The sequence below is a fragment of the Micromonospora sp. KC723 genome (assembly GCF_004348595.1).
In the GTDB taxonomy this organism is placed as follows: domain Bacteria; phylum Actinomycetota; class Actinomycetes; order Mycobacteriales; family Micromonosporaceae; genus Micromonospora.
Window position 1 is genome coordinate 1 of sequence record NZ_SMKD01000092.1, and the last position, 23,298, is coordinate 23,298.

Consider the following 23,298-nt stretch of genomic DNA (forward strand, 5'->3'; position numbering starts at 1 on the left):
CGCCTCCACCCCACCCCGCCCGCGGCCTCCGCCAACGTCGACCCGGCACGGGCTGCCCGGAGCGGGGGCGAAGTCAGGTGAGGCGGGATTCCAGGGCGTCGAGGGCGGCCGGGACGGTGTCGGCCACGGTGAGGAGGTCGAAGCCGGCCGGTTTGAGGAAGGTCCGGTCGGTCAGGGTGCCGAGCCAGTCGAGCAGTGGCCGGTAGAAGCCCCCGGTGTCGACCAACGCCATCGGTTTGGCGTGCAGGGCTAGCGTGGCGGTGGTCCACACCTCGAACAGCTCGTCCAGCGTGCCGAGCCCGCCCGGCAGGGTGAGGAACGCGTCCGACTTCTCGATCATGAGGGTCTTGCGGTCGGCCATGCTGGCGGTCACCAGCAACTCGTCGGAGGCCAGGTCGGCGACCTCCAGGTCGACCAGCGACTGCGGGATGATCCCCAGGGTGCGCCCGCCGGCTGCCCGCGCCCCGTCGGCCAGGGCGCCCATCATCCCCACGCAGCCACCGCCACTGACCACCGTGTGTCCGCGCCGGGCGAGTTCCGCGCCGGTCTCGGCCGCCAGGTCCAGCCAGCGCTGGTCGAGGGTACGGGAGGACGCGCAGAAGACACAGATGGCCGCCACCCGTTCAGCCCTCCCGCCCGCTGTCGGCGGACCGGCGCGGCTCGTCCTGCGCCGCCCGCCGGGCGGCCCGCTGGTCGGCGGCGGTCACGGCGACGGATTCCTCGCGGACCGCCTCCTGCTCGGCGGAGAGCGCCGCCTCGGCCTCGACGATGTGCCGGACAGCGGCGTTGACGTCGTCGGTGAGGCGGATCAGTTCCAGGTCGACCGCGCCGATCTTGCCGTCGGCGGCCATGGTGTCGCGCAGCCAGTCGAACAGTCCCCGCCAGTACGTCGTGCCCATCAGCACCACGGGGAACCGGGTCACCTTGCCGGTCTGCACCAGGGTGAGCGCCTCGAACAGCTCGTCCATCGTGCCGAAGCCGCCCGGCAGCACCACGAAGGCCTGGGCGTACTTGACGAACATGGTCTTGCGGGCGAAGAAGTACCGGAAGTCGATGGCCAGGTCGACCCAGTCGTTGAGCCCCTGCTCGAAGGGAAGCTCGATGCCGAGCCCGACGGAGAGCCCACCGGCCTCGCTGGCTCCCCGGTTGGCCGCCTCCATCACTCCGGGGCCGCCACCGGTGATCACCGCGTAACCGGCCCGGGCCAGGGCAGCCCCCAACTCCTCGGCCATCCGGCACTCCGGGCTCTCCGGCCGGCTCCGCGCCGAGCCGAAGACACTGACCGCGGGCGGGAGATCGGCCAGGGTGTCGAAGCCCTCGACGAACTCGGAGAGGATCCGCAGTGCCCGCCAGGCGTCCTTGGTCTTCCAGTCGCCGCGGGTGCGCGAGTCCAACAGCCGCTGGTCGGCGGTGCTGGTCGGGATGGCGCCACGGCGCAGCGTGACGGCGCCCCGATGCCGTTCCGGGTCGCGTCCCGGTCGTCGCCCGTTGCTCTGGCTCATGCCAGCCACCGTAGTGGAGTGACACCTCCCCGGTGAGCTGGGCGACAGGCTGGCGAAAAAGTTCGCGATCTTGGGCAACTATTTCGGTCGCCCGTACGTCTTACTATTCACATACCGGGTATGCCCCGACCGCGCGCCTTCGGGGGAGGAGCCAGCGTGATCAGCAACAACGAGCGGATGCGGATCCGCCGACAGATGCAGCGGCGCATCCGCGACGTGGTGGCCGAGCGCCGCCGCGCCCGCGCCCTGGAGTCTCCGGCGGAGCCTCCCACCGAGCCCGTCGACACCACCGACACCTCGCTGCTGACCAGCGCCTGACCGGCCGTCCACCCACTTCCGCGAGGCTCCGCGGTCTCCGGCCGCCGGGGCCTCGCGCCGCTTCACGAAGCGCTCACCGGGCACGCGTCCGTCCCTCCCGGGCGAACCCGCCGGACCCGGACGCGCCGGCTCAGGCACGCCGGGCCCGGGAAGCACGTCGGGTGGGACGAAGCGGAATCAGGCGGGGGCGAGCCAACGGTGGAGGGTGGCGGCGCCGTCACGGATCTTGGTGATCTCGACGTGCTCGTCCCGGTGGTGCGCCAGGTTGGGGTCGCCGGGACCGAAGTTCAGGGCCGGAATCCCCATCGCCGCGAACCGGGCCACGTCCGTCCAGCCCAGCTTTCCGATCGGCGCGGCACCCACCGCCGCCAGGAACTCCTGCGCGGCGGGCGCGCCCAGGCCGGGGGCCGCGCCGGGCGCCGCGTCCGTCACCACCAGGTCGAAGCCGGCGAAGACCTCGCGCAGGTGCGCCTCTGCCGCGGCGGGGTCACGGTCCGGGGCGTACCGGTAGTTGATCTCGATCTCGCAGCGGTCGGGGATGACGTTGCCGGCGACCCCGCCGGTGATCCGGACCGCGTTCAACCCCTCGCGGTAGTCGCACCCGTCGATGGTCACCCGACGCGCCTCGTACCCGCCGAGTCGCCGCAACACCTCGCCCGCGCCGTGGATGGCGTTCACCCCGCGCCAGGACCGTGCGGCGTGGGCCCGCTCGCCGTAGGTGGTGACGACCGCCCGCATGGTGCCCTGGCAGCCGGCCTCCACGATGCCGTACGTCGGCTCCAGCAACACCGCGAAGTCCGCCTGCAACCACTCGGGGTACGCCTCGGCGACGAGAGTGAGCCCGTTGTACCTCGACTCAATCTCCTCGGCCTCGTAGAAGAGGTACGTCACGTCGTAGCGCGGGTCGGGCAGGGTGACCGCCAGGTGCAGCGCGAACGCCACTCCCGACTTCATGTCGGAGGTGCCGCAGCCGTACATCAGGTCGCCGCGCATGGTCGACGGGAAGTTGCCGTTCAACGGCACCGTGTCGAGGTGGCCGGCGAGCACCACGCGGGTGTCCCGCCCCAGTTCGGTGCGGGCCATCACGGTGTTGCCGTGTCGGAAGGTCGCCAGGTGCGGCACCCCCCGCAGGACCTCCTCCACGCAGTCGGCGATCGCCTTCTCGTTGAGGGAGACGGACTCTATGTCGACCAGGGCACGGGTCAGCGCCACCGGATCGGCCAGTACCTCGGGGGTCAGCGGGTTCTGCATGTCTCGCACGGTACCTTCAGGATCGGTGGGCGCGAGGAGCGAGCGCTCCGGTGCGGCTCGCGCGGGACGCGGCGGCGCGGGAGGCGCGGCGTGGCCGCCCGCGCCGTCGACGAGCGAGAGGGAGAGCTGTGACGTCGGAATCCGCCTGGGGTATCGGCCTGGCCACCGTCACCGGTGACGACCAGATCCTCGACACCTGGTACCCGACCGGCAAGCTGGGACTCGGTGAGCTGCCGCTGGTGCCCGGCGAGGACCAGGCCGACGTGCTCGACCTGCCGCCCGGCGCGGTCGGCGAACGCGCGCTGCCCGGCCTGCGTACGGTCGAGGTGGTCACCGTGATCGGTTCGCTGGACGACCCGATCAAGGACGCCGCCGACGCGTACCTCCGCCTGCACCTGCTCTCCCACCGCCTGGTGCGGCCGAACGAGCTCAACCTCGACGGCATCTTCGGCAAGCTGGCCAACGTGGCCTGGACCTCGGCCGGGCCGTGCCCGCCGGAGCGGGTGGACGAGCTGCGGGTCATCGAGCGGGCCGCCGGCCGCCACCTGGCGGTGTACGGGGTGGACAAGTTCCCCCGGATGACCGACTACGTGGTCCCCTCCGGGGTCCGGATCGCCGACGCGGACCGGGTCCGGCTCGGCGCGCACCTGGCCGCCGGCACCACCGTGATGCACGAGGGCTTCTGCAACTTCAACGCCGGCACCCTGGGCACCTCGATGGTGGAGGGCCGGATCGTGCAGGGAGTGGTGGTCGGCGACGGCTCGGACATCGGCGCGGGCGCCTCGATCATGGGAACCCTCTCCGGCGGCGGCACCGAGAAGGTGCGCATCGGCGAGCGGAGCCTGGTCGGCGCGAACGCCGGCATCGGCATCTCCCTCGGCGACGACTGCGTGGTCGAGGCCGGCTGCTACGTCACCGCCGGTTCGAAGATCACTCTGCCGGACGGCCGGGTGGTGAAGGCCCGGGAGCTCTCCGGCGTGGACGGGTTGCTCTTCTGGCGCAACTCGGTCACCGGGGCGCTGGAGGCCAGGCCGCGCACCGGCCGGGGCATCGAACTGAACGCCGCCCTGCACGCCAACGACTGACCGGGGCCGGGCGTACGCGCCCCGGCCCCGACCACCCGACCGGGCCCGCGGGGATGACCGCGGGCCCGGTCGGGCCAGGCTCACCTCAGGCGGTAAGCCTGGATGATCCGCGTGGTCACGGTGTTGCCGTCGGTGTCCTGGGCGCTGGCCCGCAGGGACACGTATCCGGCGGCGGCCGGGTGCTTGACCACGGCCGCCCAACCGTGCCGGGGGACGTGCACCACGCCGGCCTTGACCCAGGTCTTCCCGCCGTCGTACGAGGCGTCGACGGTCAGGCTCTTCACCCGGGCCGTGCCCGCGCCGTCCTGCCGGCGCACGTCGACCGGGATGGTCAGCGACTGGCCGGCCGGGGCGCTGTTGTCGGCCGCCAGCCGCGGACGGAAACCGATCGCCGACACCGGCAGCGCCACCGGTTTCTCGCCGGTCGTGTGCGTGGACCGGAAGGTCCAGGTGGACTCCACCGCCGTGCCCAGGTCGGTGAGGCTGCGGGTCGCCGAGACGGTCAGCTTGTAGTCCGCCGCCGCGGCCGGCACCTCGAACTCGCCGTACCCGGCACCGTCGGTCTCGCCGACCAGCTTCCCGTTGCGCCACAGCGCGGTGCGGCCCTTGTCGGTGACCGAGGCGCCGGTGTGGCCGGCGGCGTCGCTGAACATCGGCACCCCGGCGAAGATCGTGTCACCGAACCGGCCGACGCTCGGGAAGATCCACCGGGTGGGGAGCGCGGAGGGCCCGAGCGGGGCGACACCCCAGGACTCGCCGACCGTCCGCCGCGACTTGTACGCGGTGGGCGGGGACTCCAGGATCGCCTGGGTGTCCAGCCACGGCCCTTCCGAGCTGGGGTGCCCGAACCGCAGCTCGGAGGTCCACCGCATCTTGTTGGTGCTGTAGTGCTCGACGCGTTCGCCGGGCACGTCGGTGGGAAGCACGATCGCCCAGCCGCCCGTGTTGTAGTCGTTGTGGGGGAAGACCAGGCGTTCGGCCTCCAGCCCCGGGTAGATGTCCCGGAACGTGTGCTTGACGGTCGCCAGCTCGGCCTTGCGGTAGTTGCGGACGAGCCCGGTGGGCAGCCGGCCGGGGAAGGCCTCGCTCACCGCGTACAGGTACGGGCTGTGCTCGCCGCCCAGCTCGGCCCACTGGCCGTCGAAGCTGGTGACGAACCGGTCCGCCGACACGGTGCCGCCGAGCTGCCCGGTGGCCAGGTCGGCGAAGGAGTCGGCGAGGAGGCCGAAGCCGTACGAGCTGCCGTCGTCGGCCCGGAATTCGGCGTTGACCGCGGCCAACGCCGGTTTCGCGTCGGCCCGGGGCACTGTCATCCGCACCGGCGCGCTCCGGCGTACGTCGACGGTGATCTCCTGGTCCCGGTCGACCAGAAGTTCGGGCTGGGAGAGTTGGGTGAGGTGGGCTGTCTCACCGTCCGGCTTGGGCTCGATGAAGACCGTGTTGAGCCCGTACCGGCCCTTGGGCACCCGTACCTCGGCGACCCCGTCGGGCGCGTAGATGTCGTACACGCCGAAGCTGGCCAGGCCGACCAGCATGCTGCCGCCGGCCCCGTCGGGCGTGCCGGCGCGGCCGAGGTGCTTGATGGTGAGGGTGTAGCTCTCCACCTCGCGGTGCACGGCCAGCGGGGTGACCGCGACGGTCGTCCCGCTGCGGGCGAGGACCCGGCCGGTCCAGTAGCCGTCGGCGTCGCCGAGCCGGGTGTCCACGGTGACGGTGGTCTCGGCGTGCCCGCCGGCCGGCACGGTGATCCGCTGCGCGCCGAGGGTGAACATGCCGCTCGGGGCGGCCTTCCCGTCGGGGCCGCTGGCCTGGACGGTCAGGTCGAGGGTGACCGGGGCCGGGCCGGTGTTGCGCCAGCTCACCTTACGGGTGACCGGCGCGTCGTCGTGGTGCGGCCAGAGCGTACGACCGAAGGACACGCTGGCCGGGTCGCTGGTCACCTGCTGGGTGATGGCCCGCGCCACGTCCACCCGTCCGGCGCCCTGCTGGTACGCCGTCTGCGCCGGGTGTGGCTTGGCGGCGGCCATCAGGGTCGACTTGAGCTGACCGGCCTTCCAGGCGGGGTGCCGCTGGGCGAGCAGCGCCGCCGAACCGGCCACGTGCGGGGTGGCCATCGAGGTGCCGGAGAGGGTGACGTAGCGCTCCCCCACCGGGTCGCCGATCTGGCCGTGCGCCGACCGGGCGGCCACCACGTCCACGCCGGGCGCGGTGATCTCGGGCTTCAGCGCGTCGTCACCGACGCGGGGCCCTCGGCTGCTGAAGTCGGCGAGGTCGTCGGCGCGGTCCACCGCGCCCACGGCGAGCGCGGCGTCGGCGCTGGCCGGGGAGCCGACCGAGCCATCAGCGCCGTCGTTGCCGGCGGCGATGACGAAGAGGGTGCCGGTCTGCTCGGTGAGCGTCCCGACCGCCTCCTCCAGCGGGTCGATCTCGGGGGTGTCCCGACCGCCGAGGCTCATGTTGATCACGGCGGCCCGCTTCTCGACCGCGGCCCACTGCATCCCGGCGAGAATCGCGGACTCGGAGCAGCCGCTGTCCTCACAGACCTTGCCGTCCAGCAGCACGGCGTCGGGTGCCACGCCCTTGTACCGGCCGCCGGAGGCGGCCCCGCTGCCGGCGATGGTCGACGCGACGTGGGTGCCGTGCCCGACGGTGTCCCGGTTGTCGTCGACCTCGCTGAAGTTCCGCGCCTCGGCGACCTTGCCGGCCAGGTCGGGGTGGGTGGCGTCGACGCCGGTGTCCAGCACCGCCACCGTCACGCCCCTGCCGGTGAGACCGGCGGACCAGGCGGCGGGCGCGCCGATCTGCGGGACGGTGTGGTCGAGGGTGGGCTGGCGGCGACCGTCGAGCCAGATCCGCTCGACGCCCCCCGCCGCGCCGAGTCGAGCCCCGGACGACCCGGTGGTCACCGTGGACCAGACCGCGGCGGCGGAGGCCTTGCCGGCGGTCACCGCCGCGCCACCGATCGCCGGCAGGTCCCGTGTCACCCGGGCGCCGGGCAGCGCGGCCACGCCACGCCGAGCGGCGCCGGAGCCGTACGCCACCAGCAGCGGCAGGTCGTCGCGGCGCGCGTCGTCGTAGCCGGCGTCGATCAGGCCGGTGACGTCGAAGAGCCGCGGGTCGACCCGGTTGGCCCGGATCAGCGCGGCCGCGTCCTGCGGGACCACCGAGAGGTGCCCGCGCTCGCGGCGTGCCAGGAACTGCATCTTCTCCCGGCCGGGGCCGGGCTGGACGGCGGCCTTGCCGCCGGCGGTGACGGTGACCCGGTCGCCGGTCACCAGGGTGACGATGTGTTTCCCGGTCGCGGTCGCCGGTGGTACGGCCGGCCGGGCGGTCGGGGAGCCTGCGGGCGCGGCGGCCGACGCGGCGGCCGGCGTGGTCACCGCCAGACCGATCGCGAGGCCGAGTGCGGCCGTTCTCCTTCTTCTGTGGTGCAACGGATCCTCCTCGTCGAGCGTCATCACTGCGGGAGTCGCATTGACGAAGCTCAGAATTGCATACCGGGTATGCAAAGAGAAGGCCGAAGAATGACGCTCTTCGGACACACCGAAGACCAGCCACATCGGTCACCGTCGGCAGCCCCGAGCGGGGCGAACCGTCACGCGGGCAGCGAATCGGCGAGGCGCACCACCAGGTCGGCACGGTCGGCGGTGCCGGCCACCAGGGCCGCGTTGGCCTCGTCGCTGCCGTGCGCCCAGGCCGCCGCCTCGGCCAGCGATCGCCCGTACGCCTCGTGCCGGGCGACCAGCCGGCGCAGCCGCAACCGCGCGTCCAGGTCGAGGAACCAGACCTCGTGCAGCAGCGACCGGACCTCGTCCCACGGTGGTTCGGTGAGCAGCAGGTAGTTGCCCTCGGTCACCACCAACCGGACCGCGGGCGGCACCTCGATCGCGCCGGCGACCGGCTCCTCGATGTCCCGCCGGAACGCCGGCGCCCAGACCGCGCTCGGCTCCTTACGCCGCAGCCGGCGCAGCAGCGAGACGTACCCGTTGGCGTCGAAGGTGTCCGCGGCGCCCTTGCGATCGGCCCGGCCCAACCGTTCCAACGCCGACTGCGCCAGGTGGAAGCCGTCCATCGGGACCAGCCGGGCCGCCGGACCGACCGCCGCCACGATCCGCTCGGCGAGGGTCGACTTCCCGGCGCCGGGCGCGCCGGCGATGCCGAGCAGCTGCCGCGGCCCGGCCTCGGCCAGGGCACGCGCCCGGGCCACCAGGTCGTCGAACGGGAGCACGGACGCCTCGGGCATCAGCTCACGACCGGCTCGCTGATGGAGAACCGGGCCCGCACCACGGCGTGCACCGGCTGCGGCTGCGGGTCCAGGTCCAGCTCGGGTGGGCCTCCGGCGGCACGGGCGAACATCGCCCCACCCCCCGCCGGGCCGAATCCCTCGTCGGTGTCGGACAGTTCGCGCAGCGCGGTCACCCGGGCGCCCAGCGCCTCCGCGTACTCCCGGGCCCGGCGCAGCGCGTCGGCGATCGCCGCGTGCCGCGCCTCCCGGTACAGCGGGCTGTCCGGCCGCAGCGACCACCAGGGCCCGGCGATCTCGACCTGCTCCTGGTCGGCCAGGCGCAACATCAGCTCCGCGAGGACGGTGAAGTCGCTCACCGTGACCGTGGTGCTGACACTGCCGTGGTGGCCGACCACCCGCTCGCCGGACCGGTTCGTCTCGGGGCGTACCCACAGCTCACCGGTCTCCCGGCGGTCGATCGCGCGATCGTGCTCGTCGAGCAGCACGCGGACGGCGGCGGCCCGCTCGGCGAGCCGGGTCAGGGCGGCCTCACGGTTGCGTTCCCGCGCCGTCGCGGTCACCCGGAACCGGGCCAGCTCCGGCGCGACCTCCCGGTACGCCTCACCGCGCACCGCCACGACCGGTCCGTCCGTCACGCCCCTCACCCTAACGGCGGGGCGGGCAGGTCGCGCGTTTCCACGGCCAACCGGCGGCCCACGTACTCGACTCCGTCGCCGGTCGTCCGGCACCCGTGCAGGTACCCACCGGCCGCGCCCAGCTCGTGCAGGAAACGCAGCTCCTCGGCGGAGCCGGCGAGCGGGAAGCGACGGCGCACCTCGGTCGCCGGCCGGGCGGCCAACGCGGACCGGGCGGCCCGCCCCTCGGCGTACCGCGCGGTCAACGTGGCCCGGTCACCGTCGCGCAGCGCGCCGGCCAGCTCGTCGAGGAAGGCGGTCACCGAGGCCAGCGCGGCCAGGACCTCGGCCCGGTTGCCGAGCAGCATGTTCGCCGTACGCTCCGGGGGCGTGCCGGCCACCCGGCTGCCGTCGCGGAAACTGCCGGCGGCCAGCGACAGCACGGCGTCCCGCAACGGCGAGCGTTCGGCCGCACCGGCCAGCGCCCCGGCGAGCAGGTGCGGCACGTGTGAGGCGAGCGCGACGACGGCGTCGTGCCGGTCGGCCCCGAGCGGCACGACCCGGGCGGCGAAGACCTCCGTCAGCAGCGCGGCGAGCCGGCGGAACGCGGCCAGGCCCGGCCCGGGCGCCGGGCAGAGCACCCAGGCGGCGTCGTCGAACAGCTCCGGCAGCGCCGCGGTGAGACCGGCCCGGTCGGTGCCGGCCATCGGGTGACCGGGGACGAACCGGTGGGTCAGACCCCGCTCGGCGGCGAACGCCGCCAGCTCCGCCTTGGTGCTCCCGACGTCGGTCAGCAGGCAGCCGTCCGGGGTGGCCGCCGCCACCTCCAGCAGCGTGCCGGGCAGGGTGGGCAGTGGCCCGCAGAGGAAGACCACGTCCCGGTCGGCCACCGCCTCGACCAGCCGGTCCGGTGTGGGCACGCCGACCTGCCGGGCCTGCCGCCGGGTCGCCTCGTCCGGATCCCAGCCGGCCACGTCGAGGCCGGCGGCGCGCAGCCGGAGCAGCACGGACCCGCCGATCAGGCCGGTGCCGACCACCGCCGCCCGCACCAACGCCCCGGCGCTGCCCACCATCCGCACACCTCGCCGTCCCGCTCGGGCGCGGGGCCGACGGCCCCGACCAGGTCCGGGCCGAGGATAACGCCCCGGCCCGACGGGTACGGCGGTCAGCCCTCGACGGCCATGGCCGCGTCCCGCCACGCCACGAACGGGATCACCGGGTTCCGGTTGATGTACTGCCAGGGCCACTCGGTCACCTGGTCACCGATCACCTCGAACTGGCCGGCGGCGGAGGGCAGGTCCCCGACCTTGGCGGAGCCCATCGCGAACGTGTTGTGCACACGGGGTTGTCCACGCGGTGTCCACGTCGTACGGTCCCCTGCGCCGCCCGCCGCCAGGCGGGCTTACCCAGGGGGAGGGAACAGTCATGGCCGCGACGTACCGGGCGCTCGCCTCGGTGGTCATGTTGATCGGTTTCTACGTCGTCGCGCTGCTCCAGCTCGCCGCGGTCGTCGCGCTCGGGTTCTGGCTGGCCGACCACACCAGCGGGCTGCTGACCGGCAAGCTGCTGCTGCCGCTGGTGGTCGCGCTCGGCGCGGTGGTGGTGGGGCTCTGGCGGGCGATCCGTACGAAGAACGAGCCGGCGCCGGGCCTGGCCCTCGACGAGGGGGCGGCGCCGGCGCTCTGGGCGACCGTCCGCGAGCTGGCCGCCGCCGTCGGCACCCGGGCGCCGGACGAGATCCGGCTGGTGCCCGAGGTGAACGCGGCGGTCGGCGAGCAGAGCCGCCTGCTCGGCCTGGTCGGCGGCCGGCGCACCCTCTACGTGGGCCTGCCGCTGCTGTACGGGATGCGGGTCGACCAGTTCCGCTCAGTGCTCGCGCACGAGCTGGGCCACTACTCCGGCCAGCACACGCGGCTCGGCGGCGTGGCGTACCGGGGTCGGCTCGCGATCGAGGAGACCATCGCCCGGATCAGCCCACGCAATCCGATCGGCCTGGTCTTCAGGGGCTACTCGAAGCTCTACCTGATGGTCGACAACGCCGCGTCCCGCCGGCAGGAACTGGAGGCGGACCGCTCCTCGGTCCGGCTCGCCGGGCACGAGGCGGCGACGTCCGCGCTGCGTGCCCTTCCCGCGCTGGACGCCGCCTGGAACTTCTACCTGGGCCGGTACGTGGAGAGCGGCTGGACCGCCGACCTCGCCCCGGACGATCTGTTCGGCGGGTTCGGACGACTGCTGGAGGCCCGGCGGGTGGAGATCGACCGGCTCCGCGAGGAGACGCCCGACCCGCAGCCGTCGCGGTGGGACACCCACCCGCCGATCGGGGTCCGCATCGCCGCCATGGCCGACGCGCCGGCCGGGGCGGGAGATCCCGACGACCGGCCGGGTTCGGTCCTCCTCGCCGACATCGACACGGCCGGCCGGCGGCTACAGGAGGTCGTGGTCGACCACGGCAGCCGCCGGGTGCTGCCCTGGGCCGAGTTCACCCACGCCGCGATCGCCGCCCAGGTGCAGCGCCGGGCCGACGGCATCTACCGCGCAACCGGCCGGTTCACCGGCGTGTCCGAGCCGGGCCTGCCGACGGTGCTGGACCTGGTCCGGGCCGGGCGGCTCGGCGAGTTCGCCGAGCAGTTCTTCGGCGACGCCACCCGCAAGGAGGCCGCGGCCCGCTTCGCCGGGCCGATGCAGACCCTGCTGGACAACGCGGCGGCCCGGTCCGGCCGGGCCCGCTGGCAGCTGTCGTGGAGCGGACCGGCGCGGTTCGTCGGCCCGGACGGCGAGCCGTGGGACCTGGCCGAGATCGCCAAGCTGGCGGTCTTCCCACAGACCCTCGACGAGGCGCTGGCCCGCCTGACCGAGCGGGGCGTCGACCCGACCGCGGCGACCGTCGTGCAGCGCCGGGCCACCGCCGACAACGCCAACCTGATCGGCGCGCTGGCCAACATCAAGATCGACGGCCGGGAGCACGACGTGCTGGTGCTGGACCGGGGGCTGATCCTGATCCCCGACCCGGGCAAGGCGAGCAAGGGCGAGAAGCGGCTCCGGGAGATGATCGCCGGGGCTCCGACCGGCGAGTTGGCGGCCCGGCACCCGTTCCTGCCGTACGAGGAGATCACCTCCGTCGAGGTGCGCCGACCGGTGCCGCTGAAGGCGGAGCTGACCCTGCACGACGGCCGGGTCATGGCCGTGCAGGAACTCTTCTCCAGCGAGTTGCTGGAGAAGAAGAGCCGGGACACCCTGCTCGACGTCTTCGCGAGGATCAACGGCTGACGCCGGACCGGTGGAGGCCCGCTCCCGGGAGGGGGGCGGGCCTCGTCGGTCTCGGGCGGTCAGGGTTGGGCGAGCCGGGCGGCGACCGCCGCGACGTGCGCGTCTGACTCGGTGAGCGCCGCCCGGACGTGCCGGGCGCCGGCCGGGCCGTAGAAGACGCCGGCGGCGACCAGGATGCCCCGGCGGGCCAGCCAGTCGACGGTGTCCCAGCAGTCCTCGCCGCGGGTCATCCACAGGTAGAGCCCGGCCTCGGAGTGCTCGACCGTGAACCCCGCCCGGGTGAACGCGGCGAGCAGCGTCTCCCGCCGAGCCCGGTACCGTTCCCGCTGCTCGTCGGCGTGCGCCTGGTCGGCCAGCGCGGCCACCATGGCGGCCTGCACCGGCGCCGGAACGATCATGCCGGCGTGCTTACGGATCTTGAGCAGTTCGGCGACCAGCGCCGGGTCGCCGGCCACGAAACCGGCCCGGTAGCCCGCCAGGTTGGAACGCTTGGACAGCGAGTGCACCGCCAGCACCGAGTCGTACGACCCGCCGCACACCTCGGGCGAGAGCACCGACACCGGCTCGGCGTCGGGGGTCCAGCCCAGCGGCAGGTAGCACTCGTCGCTGGCCACCACCGCGCCGCGCTCCCGGGCCCAGTCGACCACCTTGCGCAGGTGCGCGGCGGGCAGCACCCGGCCGGTGGGGTTCCCCGGCGAGTTGACCCAGACCAGGCGCACCCGGGAGGTCGGACCGACGGCGGTGAGCGAGTCGGCGCGGACGGTGGTGGCACCGGCGAGCCGGACCCCGTCCTCGTAGGTGGGGTACGCGATCGACGGCACCACCACCACGTCACCGGGGCCGATCCCGAGCAGGGTGGGCAGCCAGGCGACCAGTTCCTTGGAACCGATCGTCGGCAGGACACCCAACCCGTCGAGACCCGAGCCGCAGGCCCGGGCCACCCAGGCGGCGATGGCGTCGCGCAGTGCCGGGGTACCCGCGGTCAGCGGGTACCCCGGGGCGTCGGACGCGTCCGCCAGCGCCTGGCGGATCACCGGCGGCACCGGGTCGACCGGCGTGCCCATCGAGAGGTTGATCAGGCCGTCCGGATGCGCCGCGGCCAGGGTGGCCGCGGCGTCCAGCGTGTCCCAGGTGAACTCGGGCAGCCGTGCCGAAACCGGCGCGGGGCGGTTCAGTGGCCCTCTCCGCGCGGCGGCTGGGCGGCGACGAAGGGGTGGTCCTTCGCCACCTTGCCGATCTTCGCCGCGCCGCCCGGCGAGCCCAGGTCATCGAAGAACTCGTAGTTGGCCCCGGTGTAGTCCTTCCACTGCTCCGGGACGTCGTCCTCGTAGAAGATGGCCTCGACCGGGCAGACCGGCTCACAGGCACCACAGTCGACGCACTCGTCGGGGTGGATGTAGAGCATCCGATTGCCCTCGTAAATGCAGTCGACCGGGCACTCCTCGATGCATGCCTTGTCGAGCACATCGACGCACGGCTCGGCGATGATGTAGGTCACCGGTCTTCTCCTCCGCAAGACTCGTCGCGATCACCCGCGACGCTAAGAGCCTAGTATCTCGCCGGGGAGGAGGTCGATCGTGCTCCGACAGCAGGACGTGGGACACCGGATCGTGGTCCGGCGGGTGGTGGGTGAGCGTGCGGGTCGGCCGCTCTTCTCGGACGCCCTCGGCGAGCTGGTCGAGCTGACCGGCACGCACCTGACGCTGGCCACGGTGCAGGGCCGGCTGCGGGTGCCACTGACCGAGGTGCACCGGGCCAAGCGGGTGCCGGCGACCCGCCGGCCCACCGCCGCCGCCGTGATCGAGCTGGAGCTGGCCGCCGACGAGTCCTGGCCCGCCGCCGTACGGGGCCGGCTCGGCGACTGGCTGCTGCGGTCCGCCGAGGGGTGGAGCGGCCGGGCCAACTCCGCCCTCCCGGTCGGCGACCCGGACCGGCCCCTGCCCGAGGCGGTCGACGCGGTGCTGCGCTGGTACGCCGACCTCGGGCAACCGGCCATGGTCAACACCCCGCTGCCGCTGGCCACACCGGTCGGCACGGAACTGGACGCCCGGGGGTGGGGGGCCCGGCCGCTGGTGCTGGTGCAGACCGCGTCGCTGGCCGCGCTGCCACCGGCCCCGCCGGCCACCGCCGACGTACCGCGGGTCGAGCTGGCCACCGCGCCGTCCGAGGACTGGCTCGGGATCGCCGCCAGCCGCAAGGGCGGCCTGCCGGACTCCGCCCGGCACGTGCTGACCGCCGTGGACCGGGTCCGCTTCGCCCAGGTGCACGCCGGCGGCACGCTGCTCGCGACGGGCCGGGGCACGGTCGCCGGGCAGGGGCGTTGGCTGGGGCTCAGCCTGATCGAGGTGGTGCCCGAGGCGCGGCGGCGCGGACTGGCCAGGCGGGTGATCGGCGCGCTGGCCGACTGGGGCCGCGCGGAGGGCGCCACCCGGGCCTTCCTCCAGGTGGAGCAGCGCAACACGGCGGCGGTGGCGCTCTACCGGGAACTCGGCTTCACCACCCACCACACCTACCTGACCCGGGTCGCCCCACCCACCTGACCACTCCCTCGGGTGCCCCGACCGCGCTCCCTCGGCTCTTGTCGCCGACCCCGGCAAACGGAGTCGATCGACGCCGAGCGGAGCAGGGCAGCCAGCAGCCGGGCGGTCCCAGCGGCCGCCGGCCGGGCGCCGGGGCAGGTCAGCGGCGGACGACCCGGCGCGGCTTCGCCGCCTTGGTCTCGGCGTACCGCTTGAGCTGCTGGGAACGGTGGTCGAGGCCGAGCGCGGTCAGCACCAGGTAACCGATGGCCACGCCGGCGCCGGCGGCCAGCAGGTAGAGCCAGATCTGGGCGAAGAACAGCCCCGCGCCCCCGCCGACCGGGTTGTCGCCGACCAGCAGCGGCCCGACCAGCACGGTCAGCGCGAGCGCGACCACCACCGCCGCGCCGATGTCGGCGCCCCACGCCCCGGCCGGACGGGTACGCCCCTGTACGAACACCACCACGGCGAGGATCGTCCCGATCACCACGAACATGCCGAGCGAGACCCGGTCGGTGGCGGTGTCGTTCCCGTCGAAGCCCAGCTTGATGATGACCCGAGCCACCACGTTGACCGCGAACAGCGCTCCCGCCAGCACACCGACCGCGCGCCACCGATCCCTCATCGCACGCCTCCCGCCGTACCGCCCGCCCCCGCGGCGGGCCTTCTGGCAGGAATGTCTACCACCACAGCCGGCGTGCCGTCATCACCCGTGGTGACCGTGCTGCGGCGGGCTGAGGATCCGCCGGAACGCCATCACCGCGAAGGTCATCGCGCCGGCCGTGATCATGGCCAGCCCGACCCAGTTGTCCCCGGTCAGCAGCAGGTCTCCCTCGGCCGTCCGGACGGCCGCCACCGCCGTCAGCGCGAACCAGGGCAGCGCGGGCAGCGCCAACGCCCACTTCCGGCCGACCGTCGCGTACGCGAACCAGCTCAGCACGATCGCGGCGGCGATGGTCACCGGGACCGACACCCCGATCAGGTGCCCACCCACCCGCACCGGGGTCAACACCAGCCCGAGCACGGCGGCGAGCACCCCGCCGACGGCCGAGACGATCCCACCGGCCACCCTGAGGGCGAGGTCGAGCAGGCGGTGCGCCGCGCCCGGGAGCGGCGGCACGGTCTCCTCCTCGACGAGCGGCATCGGCGCGGCGGGCAGGGTCACCGGAGCCCGGCCGCCGTGGCCGGGGACCGGTCCGGCCCGTCCGTCGCCAGGCCGGCGAAGAGGTCGTCCTCCCAGCCGTACGGGCCCGCCCCGGGGCCCTTCTTTCCCACCGCGAGGGTGAAGTACTCCACCCCCATGAACTCCGCGCCGAAGTTGCCGGCGATCGAGTAGAGCCACGAGGTGGCCGGGATCTGGGTGGCGTGGGCACGCATCGCCGCCTCCTTGGCGGTGTGCTGCTCGGTGGCGTCGATGCGGGCGGCGATCTGGTCGTCCGGGGTACCGAAGGGCAGCTCGTCGACGCCGCCGATGCCCGCGAAGGGGTTGTCCGACGCCTCGATGAAGTGGGTCATGCCGGCTTCCAGCACGCTGCGCGGCATCGCCGTCCAGTAGACCTTGGCCGGGGCGCAGCCCTCGGCGGACGCCAGCTCGTGCGCCCGCGTCGCCACCCGGTGGGCCTGGATGTGGTCGGGATGACCGTAGAAGCCGTTCGGATCGTACGTGATCATGACCTGTGGGCGGACCTCGCGCATGATCTCCACCAGGTGCCCGGCGGCCTCGTCCAGGTCGGCCTGCCAGAAGGCGCGGGGATGGTCGTTGGTGGCCAGCCCCATCATGCCGGAGTCGCGGTAGCGGCCCGCCCCACCGAGGAAGCGGTGGTCGGCGACCCCGAGCGCGGCGCAGGCGGCGGCCAGCTCGCCGATCCGGTAGCCGCCGAGCTGGTCGGCCTCGGCCGCGGCGAGCTGGGCCAACTCCGGCACGTGGATCTCGCCCTCCTCGCCGAGGGTGCAGGTCACCAGCGTGACGTGGGCGCCGGTGGCGGCGTAGTGGGCCATCGTCGATCCGGTGCCGATGGACTCGTCGTCGGGGTGCGCGTGGACCAGCAACAGGCGTCGGTCGGGCAGCGTCGTCACGAGCGTCACTCTATCCGGCGGTTCTGGGCCGCCGACGGTTACGCGTCCGCCCAGGTCGACCACATCACGCCGGGCACGCCCCTACGATCCGAGGCGTGGACTTTCCGGAGCTGGCCGCCCGCACCCGCCGGTTCAGCCACGGGGCGCCGCGCGCTGTCACCGTGGCGGACGACGGTTCCCGGGTGGTCTTCCTCCGCTCGGCCGGTCCGGAGGACCCGACCGAGGCGCTCTGGTCCCTGGATGTGGCCACCGGTGAGGAACGGCTGGTGGCCGACCCGGCCGCGCTCCTCGGCGGGAACGATCCGGCGGCGCTCGCCCCGGGCGAGCGGGCGCTGCGCGAGCGGCAGCGGGTGAGCAGCGCCGGCATCGGGTCGTACGCCCTGGACGCGGCGGGTCGGGTGGCCGTCTTCCCGCTGGCCGGCCGGCTGTTCCGGGCAGACCTGGTACACGGCGACGTGGTCGAGGTGAGCACCGCCGGGCCGGTGATCGATCCGCGGCCCGATCCGACCGGTGAGCGGCTGGCGTACGTCACGGACGCCGCCGAGGGGGTCCGCCGCGGCGAACTGCGGGTGGTCGAGCCCGACGGCACCGACAACCTGCTGGCCGGGGAGGACTCCGGGGTGACCTGGGGGCTGGCCGAGCACGTGGCGGCCGAGGAGTTCCACCGGTTCCGCGGCTACTGGTGGGCCCCGGACGGCCGGTCGGTACTGGCCGCCCGGGTCGACGAGAGCCGCCTGCCGCGCTGGTACCTGCACGACCCCGTCGATCCGGCGAACGCGCCGGCCAGCGTCGCGTACCCGCGGGCGGGCGGCCCGAACGCCGAGGTCAGCCTGCACCTGCTCGACCTCGACGGCGGTTGGGTCGACGTGCACTGGGACCGGGAGACCTACCCCTACCTGGCGTCGGTGACCTGGGCCGACGGCGGGCCGCTGATCACGGTGCTGCGCCGCTCGCAGCAGCACGGCCTGGTGTTGGCGGTCGACCCGCGTACCGGGGAGACGCAGGTGCACGCCGAGCTGGCGGACCCGCGCTGGGTGGAGCCGATCCCGGGCACCCCGGCGCACCTGCCGGACGGCCGGGTGCTGGTCGGCGGCGAGTTGGCCCACGACGGGTACGACGCCCGCTGTCTCTTCGCCGACGGCACCCTGCTCACCCCGCCGTCGTTGTACGTACGGCGGGTGGTGGGGCGGCTGCCGACCGGCGGTGGCCCGGCCGACCTGCTGGTCGAGGCGAGCGAGGGCGAGCCGAGCCAACGCCACCTGTACCGGGTCCGGACCACGATCGGCGGTGGGGTGGACGCCCGCCGGATGAGCGGCACCCCGGGTTGGCACACCGCCGCCGTCGGCGGAGACGTGCTGGTGGTCGGCACCGCCACCCTGGACGACCCGGGCACCACCTGGTCGGTGTGGCGGGGCGACCGGGAGGTGGCCCGGCTGCGTTCGCTGGCCGCCACCCCGCCGTACGCCCCGCGGCCGACGCTGGTCCGGGTGACCGACCGCCGGCTGCCGACCGGGGTGCTGTACCCCACCGATCACGTGAAGGGCAGCCGGCTGCCGGTGCTGCTGGACATCTACGGCGGTCCCGGTCACCAGGAGGTGGTGGCGGCGCGGGCGGCCTGGCTGGAGCGGCAGTGGTGGGCCGACCAGGGCTTCGGCGTGGTGACGATCGACAACCGGGGCACGCCGGGCGTCGCCCCCTCGTTCGAGAAGGCGGTCCACCGGCGGCTGGCCGACGTGGTCCTCGCCGATCAGGTCGACGCGCTGACCGCGCTGGCCGGCAAGCACCCGGACCTGGACCTCGGCCGGGTGGCGGTGCGCGGCTGGTCGTTCGGGGGCTGGCTGGCCGGGCTGGCGGTGCTGCGTCATCCGGAGCTGTTCCGGTGCGGCATCGCCGGGGCCCCGGTCACCGACTGGGCCCTGTACGACACCGCCTACAGCGAGCGCTACCTGGGGATGCCGGACGACGGGATCGACGTCTACGGCCACCACTCGCTGGTGGAGCTGGCCGCCGAGCCGGTGGTCGCCCCGGAGCAGGCCCGGCCGTTGCTGCTGGTGCACGGCATGGCCGACGACAACGTGCTGGCCGCGCACACGCTGCGGCTTTCGGCGGCGCTGCTGGCCACCGGCCGCCCGCACGCGGTGTTGCCGCTGACCGGGGCGACCCACCTGGCGGCGGGCGGGGTGTCGGAGCGCCTGCTCCGCCTGGAGCTGGACTTCCTCCGCCACCACCTGTAGCCACCGACCAGACATTGATCATGGTCCGGGTCTTTCCAACGTCCGGGACACACGGGACACTGCGTTGCGCGGCCGGACCGTAAAGATCGGCGTAACGTGTGTCACTTAGCTGCGCCGATCTGCCGGTGCGGTCGTTGGTGTGCGCAAGACGTGGCAGTGGACGCGGTCGTGCCGGTCCGCTGACCGGCACGGAATGTGATCCGCCGCCCGTGAGGGCTCCGTCAGGGAGACGACTCGAATGACAGCAAAGTCGGCCACGACGTTGGCCAACCAGCCGCGGGGGGCGCGGGCACGCGCCGCGGTCGCGGCGAAGACGTTGCGTACCGACCGCTGGTGGCTCGCCCCACTGCTGACCGTCGTCGGCCTCACCGCCTGGGTGGCGTACGCGACGGTCCGGGTCTTCCAGCACGACAACTACTGGGTGCCGGCCTACCACTACCTGACCCCGTTCTACTCCCCCTGTGTGACCGACCGGTGCGTCGAGGGCGCGTCACACTTCGGGCAGTACCTGCCGGGCTGGTGGATCATTCCGGACGCGGCGTTGACCCTGCCGTTCCTGCTGCTGTTCCGGCTGACCTGCTACTACTACCGCAAGGCGTACTACCGGTCGTTCTGGCTGTCGCCCCCGGCCTGCGCCGTGCCGGACGGGCACAAGACCTACAGCGGGGAGACCCGGTTCCCGCTGCTCGGGCAGAACCTGCACCGGTACTTCTTCTACGCCGCCGCGATCATCTCGCTGATCAACACCTACGACGCGATCCTCGCCTTCCACTCCCCGAAGGGCTTCGGGTTCGGACTGGGCAACATCATCCTGCTCGGCAACGTGGTGATGCTCTGGGCGTACACGATCTCCTGCCACTCCTGCCGGCACATCGTCGGCGGCCGGCTCAAGCACTTCTCCAAGAGCCCGGTGCGCTACCAGGCCTGGACGTTCGTGTCCCGGCTGAACGTCCGGCACATGCAGCTCGCCTGGATCACCCTCGGCACCCTCGCCCTGACCGACTTCTACGTCATGGCGGTGGCGGCCGAGTGGATCGACGACCTGCGGTTCATCAACTAGAGGGCGCCTGGACATGACCACTACCACTCGTATCGAACGACACCACTACGACGTCGTCGTGATCGGCGCCGGTGGCGCCGGGCTGCGCGCGGCGATCGAGGCCCGGCTGGCCGGCCGGAAGACCGCGATCATCTCGAAGTCGCTGTTCGGCAAGGCGCACACGGTGATGGCCGAGGGCGGCGCGGCGGCCGCCATGGGCAACGTCAACAGCCGGGACAACTGGCAGGTGCACTTCCGCGACACCATGCGCGGCGGCAAGTTCCTCAACAACTTCCGGATGGCCGAGCTGCACGCCAAGGAGTCACCGCAGCGGATCTGGGAGTTGGAGACGTACGGCGCGCTCTTCGACCGTACGAAGGACGGGAAGATCTCCCAACGCAACTTCGGCGGCCACGAGTACCCACGGCTGGCGCACGTCGGCGACCGGACCGGCCTGGAGCTGATCCGCACCCTCCAGCAGAAGATCGTCTCCCTCCAACAGGAGGACAAGCGCGACCTGGGCGACTACGAGGCCCGGATCAAGGTCTTCTCCGAGACGACCATCACCGAGCTGCTGCTCGACGGGGACCGGATCGCCGGCGCGTTCGGCTACTACCGGGAGTCAGGCGAGTTCGTGCTCTTCGAGGCGCCGGCGGTGGTGCTCGCGACCGGCGGCGTGGGCCGGTCCTACAAGGTCACCTCGAACTCGTGGGAGTACACCGGGGACGGGCACGCGCTGGCGCTGCGCGCCGGGGCCACGCTGATCAACATGGAGTTCCTCCAGTTCCATCCGACCGGCATGGTCTGGCCGCCCTCGGTGAAGGGCATCCTGGTCACCGAGTCGGTCCGCGGTGACGGCGGTGTGCTGAAGAACTCCGAGGGCAAGCGGTTCATGTTCGACTACGTGCCGGACGTGTTCCGCAAGCAGTACGCGGACAACGAGGCCGAGGCGGACCGCTGGTACTCCGACCCGGACAACAACCGGCGTCCGCCGGAGCTGCTGCCCCGCGACGAGGTCGCCCGCGCGATCAACAGCGAGGTCAAGGCCGGCCGGGGTACGCCGGCCGGCGGTGTCTACCTGGACATCGCCTCTCGCAAGTCGGCCGATGAGATCCGCCGTCGCCTGCCGTCGATGTACCACCAGTTCAAGGAACTGGCCGACGTCGACATCACGAAGGAGCCGATGGAGGTCGGCCCGACCTGCCACTACGTGATGGGTGGCGTCGAGGTGGACCCGGACTCCGGGGCGGCGGCCGGGTCGGTGCGAGGGCTCTTCGCCGCCGGGGAGGTCTCCGGCGGCATGCACGGTTCCAACCGGCTCGGCGGCAACTCCCTGTCCGACCTGCTGGTCTTCGGCAAGCGGGCCGGTGGGCACGCGGCGTCGTACGCCGAGCAGTTGCCCTCCCGCCCGAAGGTGTCGATCAGCGCGGTGGAGGCCGCGGTGGAGACGGCGTTGGCGCCCCTGCAACGGGACACCGGCGAGAGCCCGTACACCCTCCAGCAGGACCTCCAGTCGGTGATGGGGGATCTGGTCGGGATCATCCGCCGGCAGAGCGAGCTGGAGGATGCCCTGCGCCGGCTCGCGGAGCTGCGCGAGCGGGTGGCCAAGGTCAGCGCGAGCGGCGGCCGGCGGTACAACCCGGGCTGGCACCTGGCGCTGGACCTGCGCAACATGCTGGTCGTCTCGGAGTGCACCGCGATGGCGGCGCTGGAGCGGCAGGAGTCCCGCGGCGGGCACACCCGGGAGGACTTCCCGGCGATGGACCCGAAGTGGCGACGGGTGAACCTGGTCTGCGCGCTGGACGGTGACACCGTCCGCCTGACGCACAAGCCGCTGCCGAGGATGCGGCCGGAGCTGGTCGGCCTCTTCGACCGCGCCGAGCTGGCCAAGTATCTGACCGACGAGGAGCTCGCGGAGTTCGACGCCCTCACCGAGGAGGAGCGCTGAGGAATGGGTGACAACGGTTCCCCGGCGGCCGGCAAGCCGGCCGCGAAGCGACAGTTCCGCATCTGGCGGGGCGACGAGACCGGCGGCGACCTGCGCGACTACACGGTCGAGGTGAACGAGGGCGAGGTGGTCCTCGACGTGATCCACCGGCTCCAGGCCACCGACGCGCCGGACCTGGCCTGCCGCTGGAACTGCAAGGCGGGCAAGTGCGGCTCCTGTTCGATGGAGATCAACGGCAAGCCGCGGTTGAGCTGTATGACCCGGATGTCCACCTTCACGGAGGACGAGACGGTCACGGTGACGCCGCTGCGCACCTTCCCGGTGATCCGGGATCTGGTCACCGACGTCTCGTTCAACTACGAGAAGGCGCGGGAGACCCCGGCCTTCGCCCCGCCGGAGGGGGTGGCACCGGGCGACTACCGGATGCAGCAGGTCGACGTGGAGCGCTCGCAGGAGTTCCGCAAGTGCATCGAGTGCTTCCTGTGCCAGAACGTCTGCCACGTGATCCGCGACCACGAGGAGAACAAGCCGGCGTTCTCCGGCCCTCGGTACTTCATCCGGGCGGCCGAGCTGGACATGCACCCGTTGGACGCGAGGACCGACCGCAAGGAGTACGCACAGGCGGAGCAGGGCCTGGGTTTCTGCAACATCACGAAGTGCTGCACGGAGGTCTGCCCCGAGCACATCAAGATCACCGACAACGGGATCATCCCCATGAAGGAACGGGTCGTCGACCGCAGGTACGATCCCCTCGTGTGGCTTGGTAGCAAGATCTTCCGTCGGGGTCAGCAGCCCCAGAGCACCGCGAGCAGCGCGGGGAAGGAGTCCGTGGTGCACAGCGGCGCGCGTCAAGCTGGGGTCCACTCGCACGGCGGGGGTTCGGGCGACCCGGGTGCCGAGGTGCAGGCCCAGAAGGGCGTGAACTGGCACCGCGAGGTTCCACACCCGACCGCCCCGGCGGTGGACGCCAGCGGCAAGCTGCCGCTGACGGAGCTGACCTTCGACCGGGCGGCGGCGCCGTCGCCGTTCGGTGACGACGTGACCTTCCCGCTGCCCCCGGAGCACCTCAACTTCGCCCACCCGAGCCAGGACGAGAAGCACTGAGCAGCACCACGACGTCGACGGGGGCCTGCGGCTGACGCCGCGGGCCCCCGTTGTGTCGGTGAAGGGTCAGGGGGCGGTGGCGAGCAGGAGGGGGC

The 23,298-nt window shown here is 73.1% G+C and carries 21 protein-coding genes; 8 read left to right on the forward strand and 13 right to left on the reverse strand.

Annotated elements, in window-relative coordinates:
* Positions 1-73: 73 nt before the first annotated feature.
* Both E1165_RS19660 and E1165_RS19665 read right to left on the reverse strand, forming a co-directional pair.
* Positions 74-619, reverse strand: a complete 546-nt coding sequence (locus E1165_RS19660) for a TIGR00730 family Rossman fold protein (protein WP_132393257.1) — start codon at positions 617-619, stop codon at positions 74-76.
* Positions 620-623: 4 nt separating this feature from the next.
* Positions 624-1,502, reverse strand: coding sequence for a TIGR00730 family Rossman fold protein (locus E1165_RS19665; RefSeq protein WP_132393258.1), 879 nt, complete (start codon positions 1,500-1,502; stop codon positions 624-626).
* A 156-nt stretch (positions 1,503-1,658) separates the two neighbouring features.
* Here E1165_RS19665 and E1165_RS29070 point away from each other — a divergent pair, with 156 nt between their 5' ends.
* Positions 1,659-1,820, forward strand: a complete 162-nt coding sequence (locus tag E1165_RS29070; protein WP_165945266.1) for a hypothetical protein — start codon at positions 1,659-1,661, stop codon at positions 1,818-1,820.
* Positions 1,821-1,997: 177 nt separating this feature from the next.
* Here the strand turns inward: E1165_RS29070 and dapE are convergent, their stop codons facing one another.
* Positions 1,998-3,071: a succinyl-diaminopimelate desuccinylase gene (gene dapE, locus E1165_RS19670; protein ID WP_132393259.1), complete on the reverse strand. Its 1,074-nt coding sequence runs from the start codon at positions 3,069-3,071 to the stop codon at positions 1,998-2,000.
* 128 nt (positions 3,072-3,199) lie between these two features.
* Here dapE and dapD point away from each other — a divergent pair, with 128 nt between their 5' ends.
* Positions 3,200-4,156 carry a 2,3,4,5-tetrahydropyridine-2,6-dicarboxylate N-succinyltransferase gene (dapD, locus tag E1165_RS19675; RefSeq protein ID WP_132393260.1) on the forward strand — a complete coding sequence of 319 codons (957 nt, stop codon included), beginning with the start codon at positions 3,200-3,202 and terminating at the stop codon, positions 4,154-4,156.
* An 80-nt stretch (positions 4,157-4,236) separates the two neighbouring features.
* Here the strand turns inward: dapD and E1165_RS19680 are convergent, their stop codons facing one another.
* The 5 genes from E1165_RS19680 to E1165_RS29075 form a co-directional block, all read right to left on the reverse strand.
* Entirely contained in the window at positions 4,237-7,614 is a 3,378-nt protein-coding gene (locus E1165_RS19680) for a S8 family serine peptidase (protein WP_132393261.1), read from the reverse strand.
* A gap of 137 nt (positions 7,615-7,751) precedes the next feature.
* On the reverse strand, positions 7,752-8,399 hold the full coding sequence (locus tag E1165_RS19685; RefSeq protein WP_132393262.1) for a nucleoside/nucleotide kinase family protein: 648 nt from the start codon (positions 8,397-8,399) through the stop codon (positions 7,752-7,754).
* Entirely contained in the window at positions 8,399-9,037 is a 639-nt protein-coding gene (locus tag E1165_RS19690; RefSeq protein ID WP_132393263.1) for an SIMPL domain-containing protein, read from the reverse strand. The genes E1165_RS19685 and E1165_RS19690 overlap by 1 nt, the downstream gene beginning before the upstream one ends.
* A 5-nt stretch (positions 9,038-9,042) precedes the next feature.
* A complete protein-coding gene (locus E1165_RS19695; protein ID WP_132393264.1) occupies positions 9,043-10,089 on the reverse strand; it encodes a prephenate dehydrogenase/arogenate dehydrogenase family protein in 1,047 nt (348 codons plus the stop codon).
* Positions 10,090-10,181: 92 nt separating this feature from the next.
* The gene (locus tag E1165_RS29075) at positions 10,182-10,355 is read right to left on the reverse strand and encodes a hypothetical protein (protein ID WP_165945267.1); all 174 of its coding nucleotides are present in this window, start codon (positions 10,353-10,355) and stop codon (positions 10,182-10,184) included.
* 86 nt (positions 10,356-10,441) lie between these two features.
* Here E1165_RS29075 and E1165_RS19700 point away from each other — a divergent pair, with 86 nt between their 5' ends.
* Positions 10,442-12,283, forward strand: coding sequence for a M48 family metallopeptidase (locus tag E1165_RS19700; protein ID WP_132393265.1), 1,842 nt, complete (start codon positions 10,442-10,444; stop codon positions 12,281-12,283).
* Positions 12,284-12,342: 59 nt separating this feature from the next.
* Here E1165_RS19700 and dapC read toward each other — a convergent pair whose 3' ends face one another.
* Both dapC and fdxA read right to left on the reverse strand, forming a co-directional pair.
* Positions 12,343-13,458 carry a succinyldiaminopimelate transaminase gene (gene dapC / locus E1165_RS19705; protein ID WP_132393266.1) on the reverse strand — a complete coding sequence of 372 codons (1,116 nt, stop codon included), beginning with the start codon at positions 13,456-13,458 and terminating at the stop codon, positions 12,343-12,345.
* Positions 13,455-13,781 carry a ferredoxin gene (gene fdxA / locus E1165_RS19710; protein ID WP_132393267.1) on the reverse strand — a complete coding sequence of 109 codons (327 nt, stop codon included), beginning with the start codon at positions 13,779-13,781 and terminating at the stop codon, positions 13,455-13,457. Before fdxA ends, dapC begins: the two co-directional genes overlap by 4 nt.
* Positions 13,782-13,860: 79 nt before the next feature.
* Here fdxA and E1165_RS19715 point away from each other — a divergent pair, with 79 nt between their 5' ends.
* Positions 13,861-14,823, forward strand: a complete 963-nt coding sequence (locus E1165_RS19715) for a GNAT family N-acetyltransferase (RefSeq protein WP_132393268.1) — start codon at positions 13,861-13,863, stop codon at positions 14,821-14,823.
* A gap of 139 nt (positions 14,824-14,962) precedes the next feature.
* On the opposite strand, the gene E1165_RS19720 is transcribed toward E1165_RS19715, so the two are convergent.
* From E1165_RS19720 to mshB, 3 genes are all read right to left on the reverse strand, one after another.
* The gene (locus E1165_RS19720; protein WP_132393269.1) at positions 14,963-15,427 is read right to left on the reverse strand and encodes a hypothetical protein; all 465 of its coding nucleotides are present in this window, start codon (positions 15,425-15,427) and stop codon (positions 14,963-14,965) included.
* Positions 15,428-15,508: 81 nt separating this feature from the next.
* Entirely contained in the window at positions 15,509-15,946 is a 438-nt protein-coding gene (locus E1165_RS19725; protein ID WP_132393274.1) for a hypothetical protein, read from the reverse strand.
* Between the two features lie 17 nt (positions 15,947-15,963).
* Positions 15,964-16,887, reverse strand: coding sequence for an N-acetyl-1-D-myo-inositol-2-amino-2-deoxy-alpha-D-glucopyranoside deacetylase (gene mshB / locus E1165_RS19730; RefSeq protein ID WP_207916962.1), 924 nt, complete (start codon positions 16,885-16,887; stop codon positions 15,964-15,966).
* An 86-nt stretch (positions 16,888-16,973) separates the two neighbouring features.
* On the opposite strand from mshB, the gene E1165_RS19735 reads away from it, so the two are divergent.
* The 4 genes from E1165_RS19735 to E1165_RS19750 all read left to right on the forward strand — a co-directional run bounded on the left by E1165_RS19735 (position 16,974) and on the right by E1165_RS19750 (position 23,203).
* Positions 16,974-19,112, forward strand: coding sequence for a prolyl oligopeptidase family serine peptidase (locus tag E1165_RS19735; RefSeq protein WP_132393271.1), 2,139 nt, complete (start codon positions 16,974-16,976; stop codon positions 19,110-19,112).
* Positions 19,113-19,350: 238 nt separating this feature from the next.
* A complete protein-coding gene (locus tag E1165_RS19740; protein ID WP_165945268.1) occupies positions 19,351-20,172 on the forward strand; it encodes a hypothetical protein in 822 nt (273 codons plus the stop codon).
* Between the two features lie 13 nt (positions 20,173-20,185).
* Positions 20,186-22,099 carry a fumarate reductase/succinate dehydrogenase flavoprotein subunit gene (locus E1165_RS19745; RefSeq protein ID WP_132393272.1) on the forward strand — a complete coding sequence of 638 codons (1,914 nt, stop codon included), beginning with the start codon at positions 20,186-20,188 and terminating at the stop codon, positions 22,097-22,099.
* Between the two features lie 3 nt (positions 22,100-22,102).
* The gene (locus tag E1165_RS19750; RefSeq protein WP_132393273.1) at positions 22,103-23,203 is read left to right on the forward strand and encodes a succinate dehydrogenase/fumarate reductase iron-sulfur subunit; all 1,101 of its coding nucleotides are present in this window, start codon (positions 22,103-22,105) and stop codon (positions 23,201-23,203) included.
* Positions 23,204-23,298: the final 95 nt, after the last annotated feature.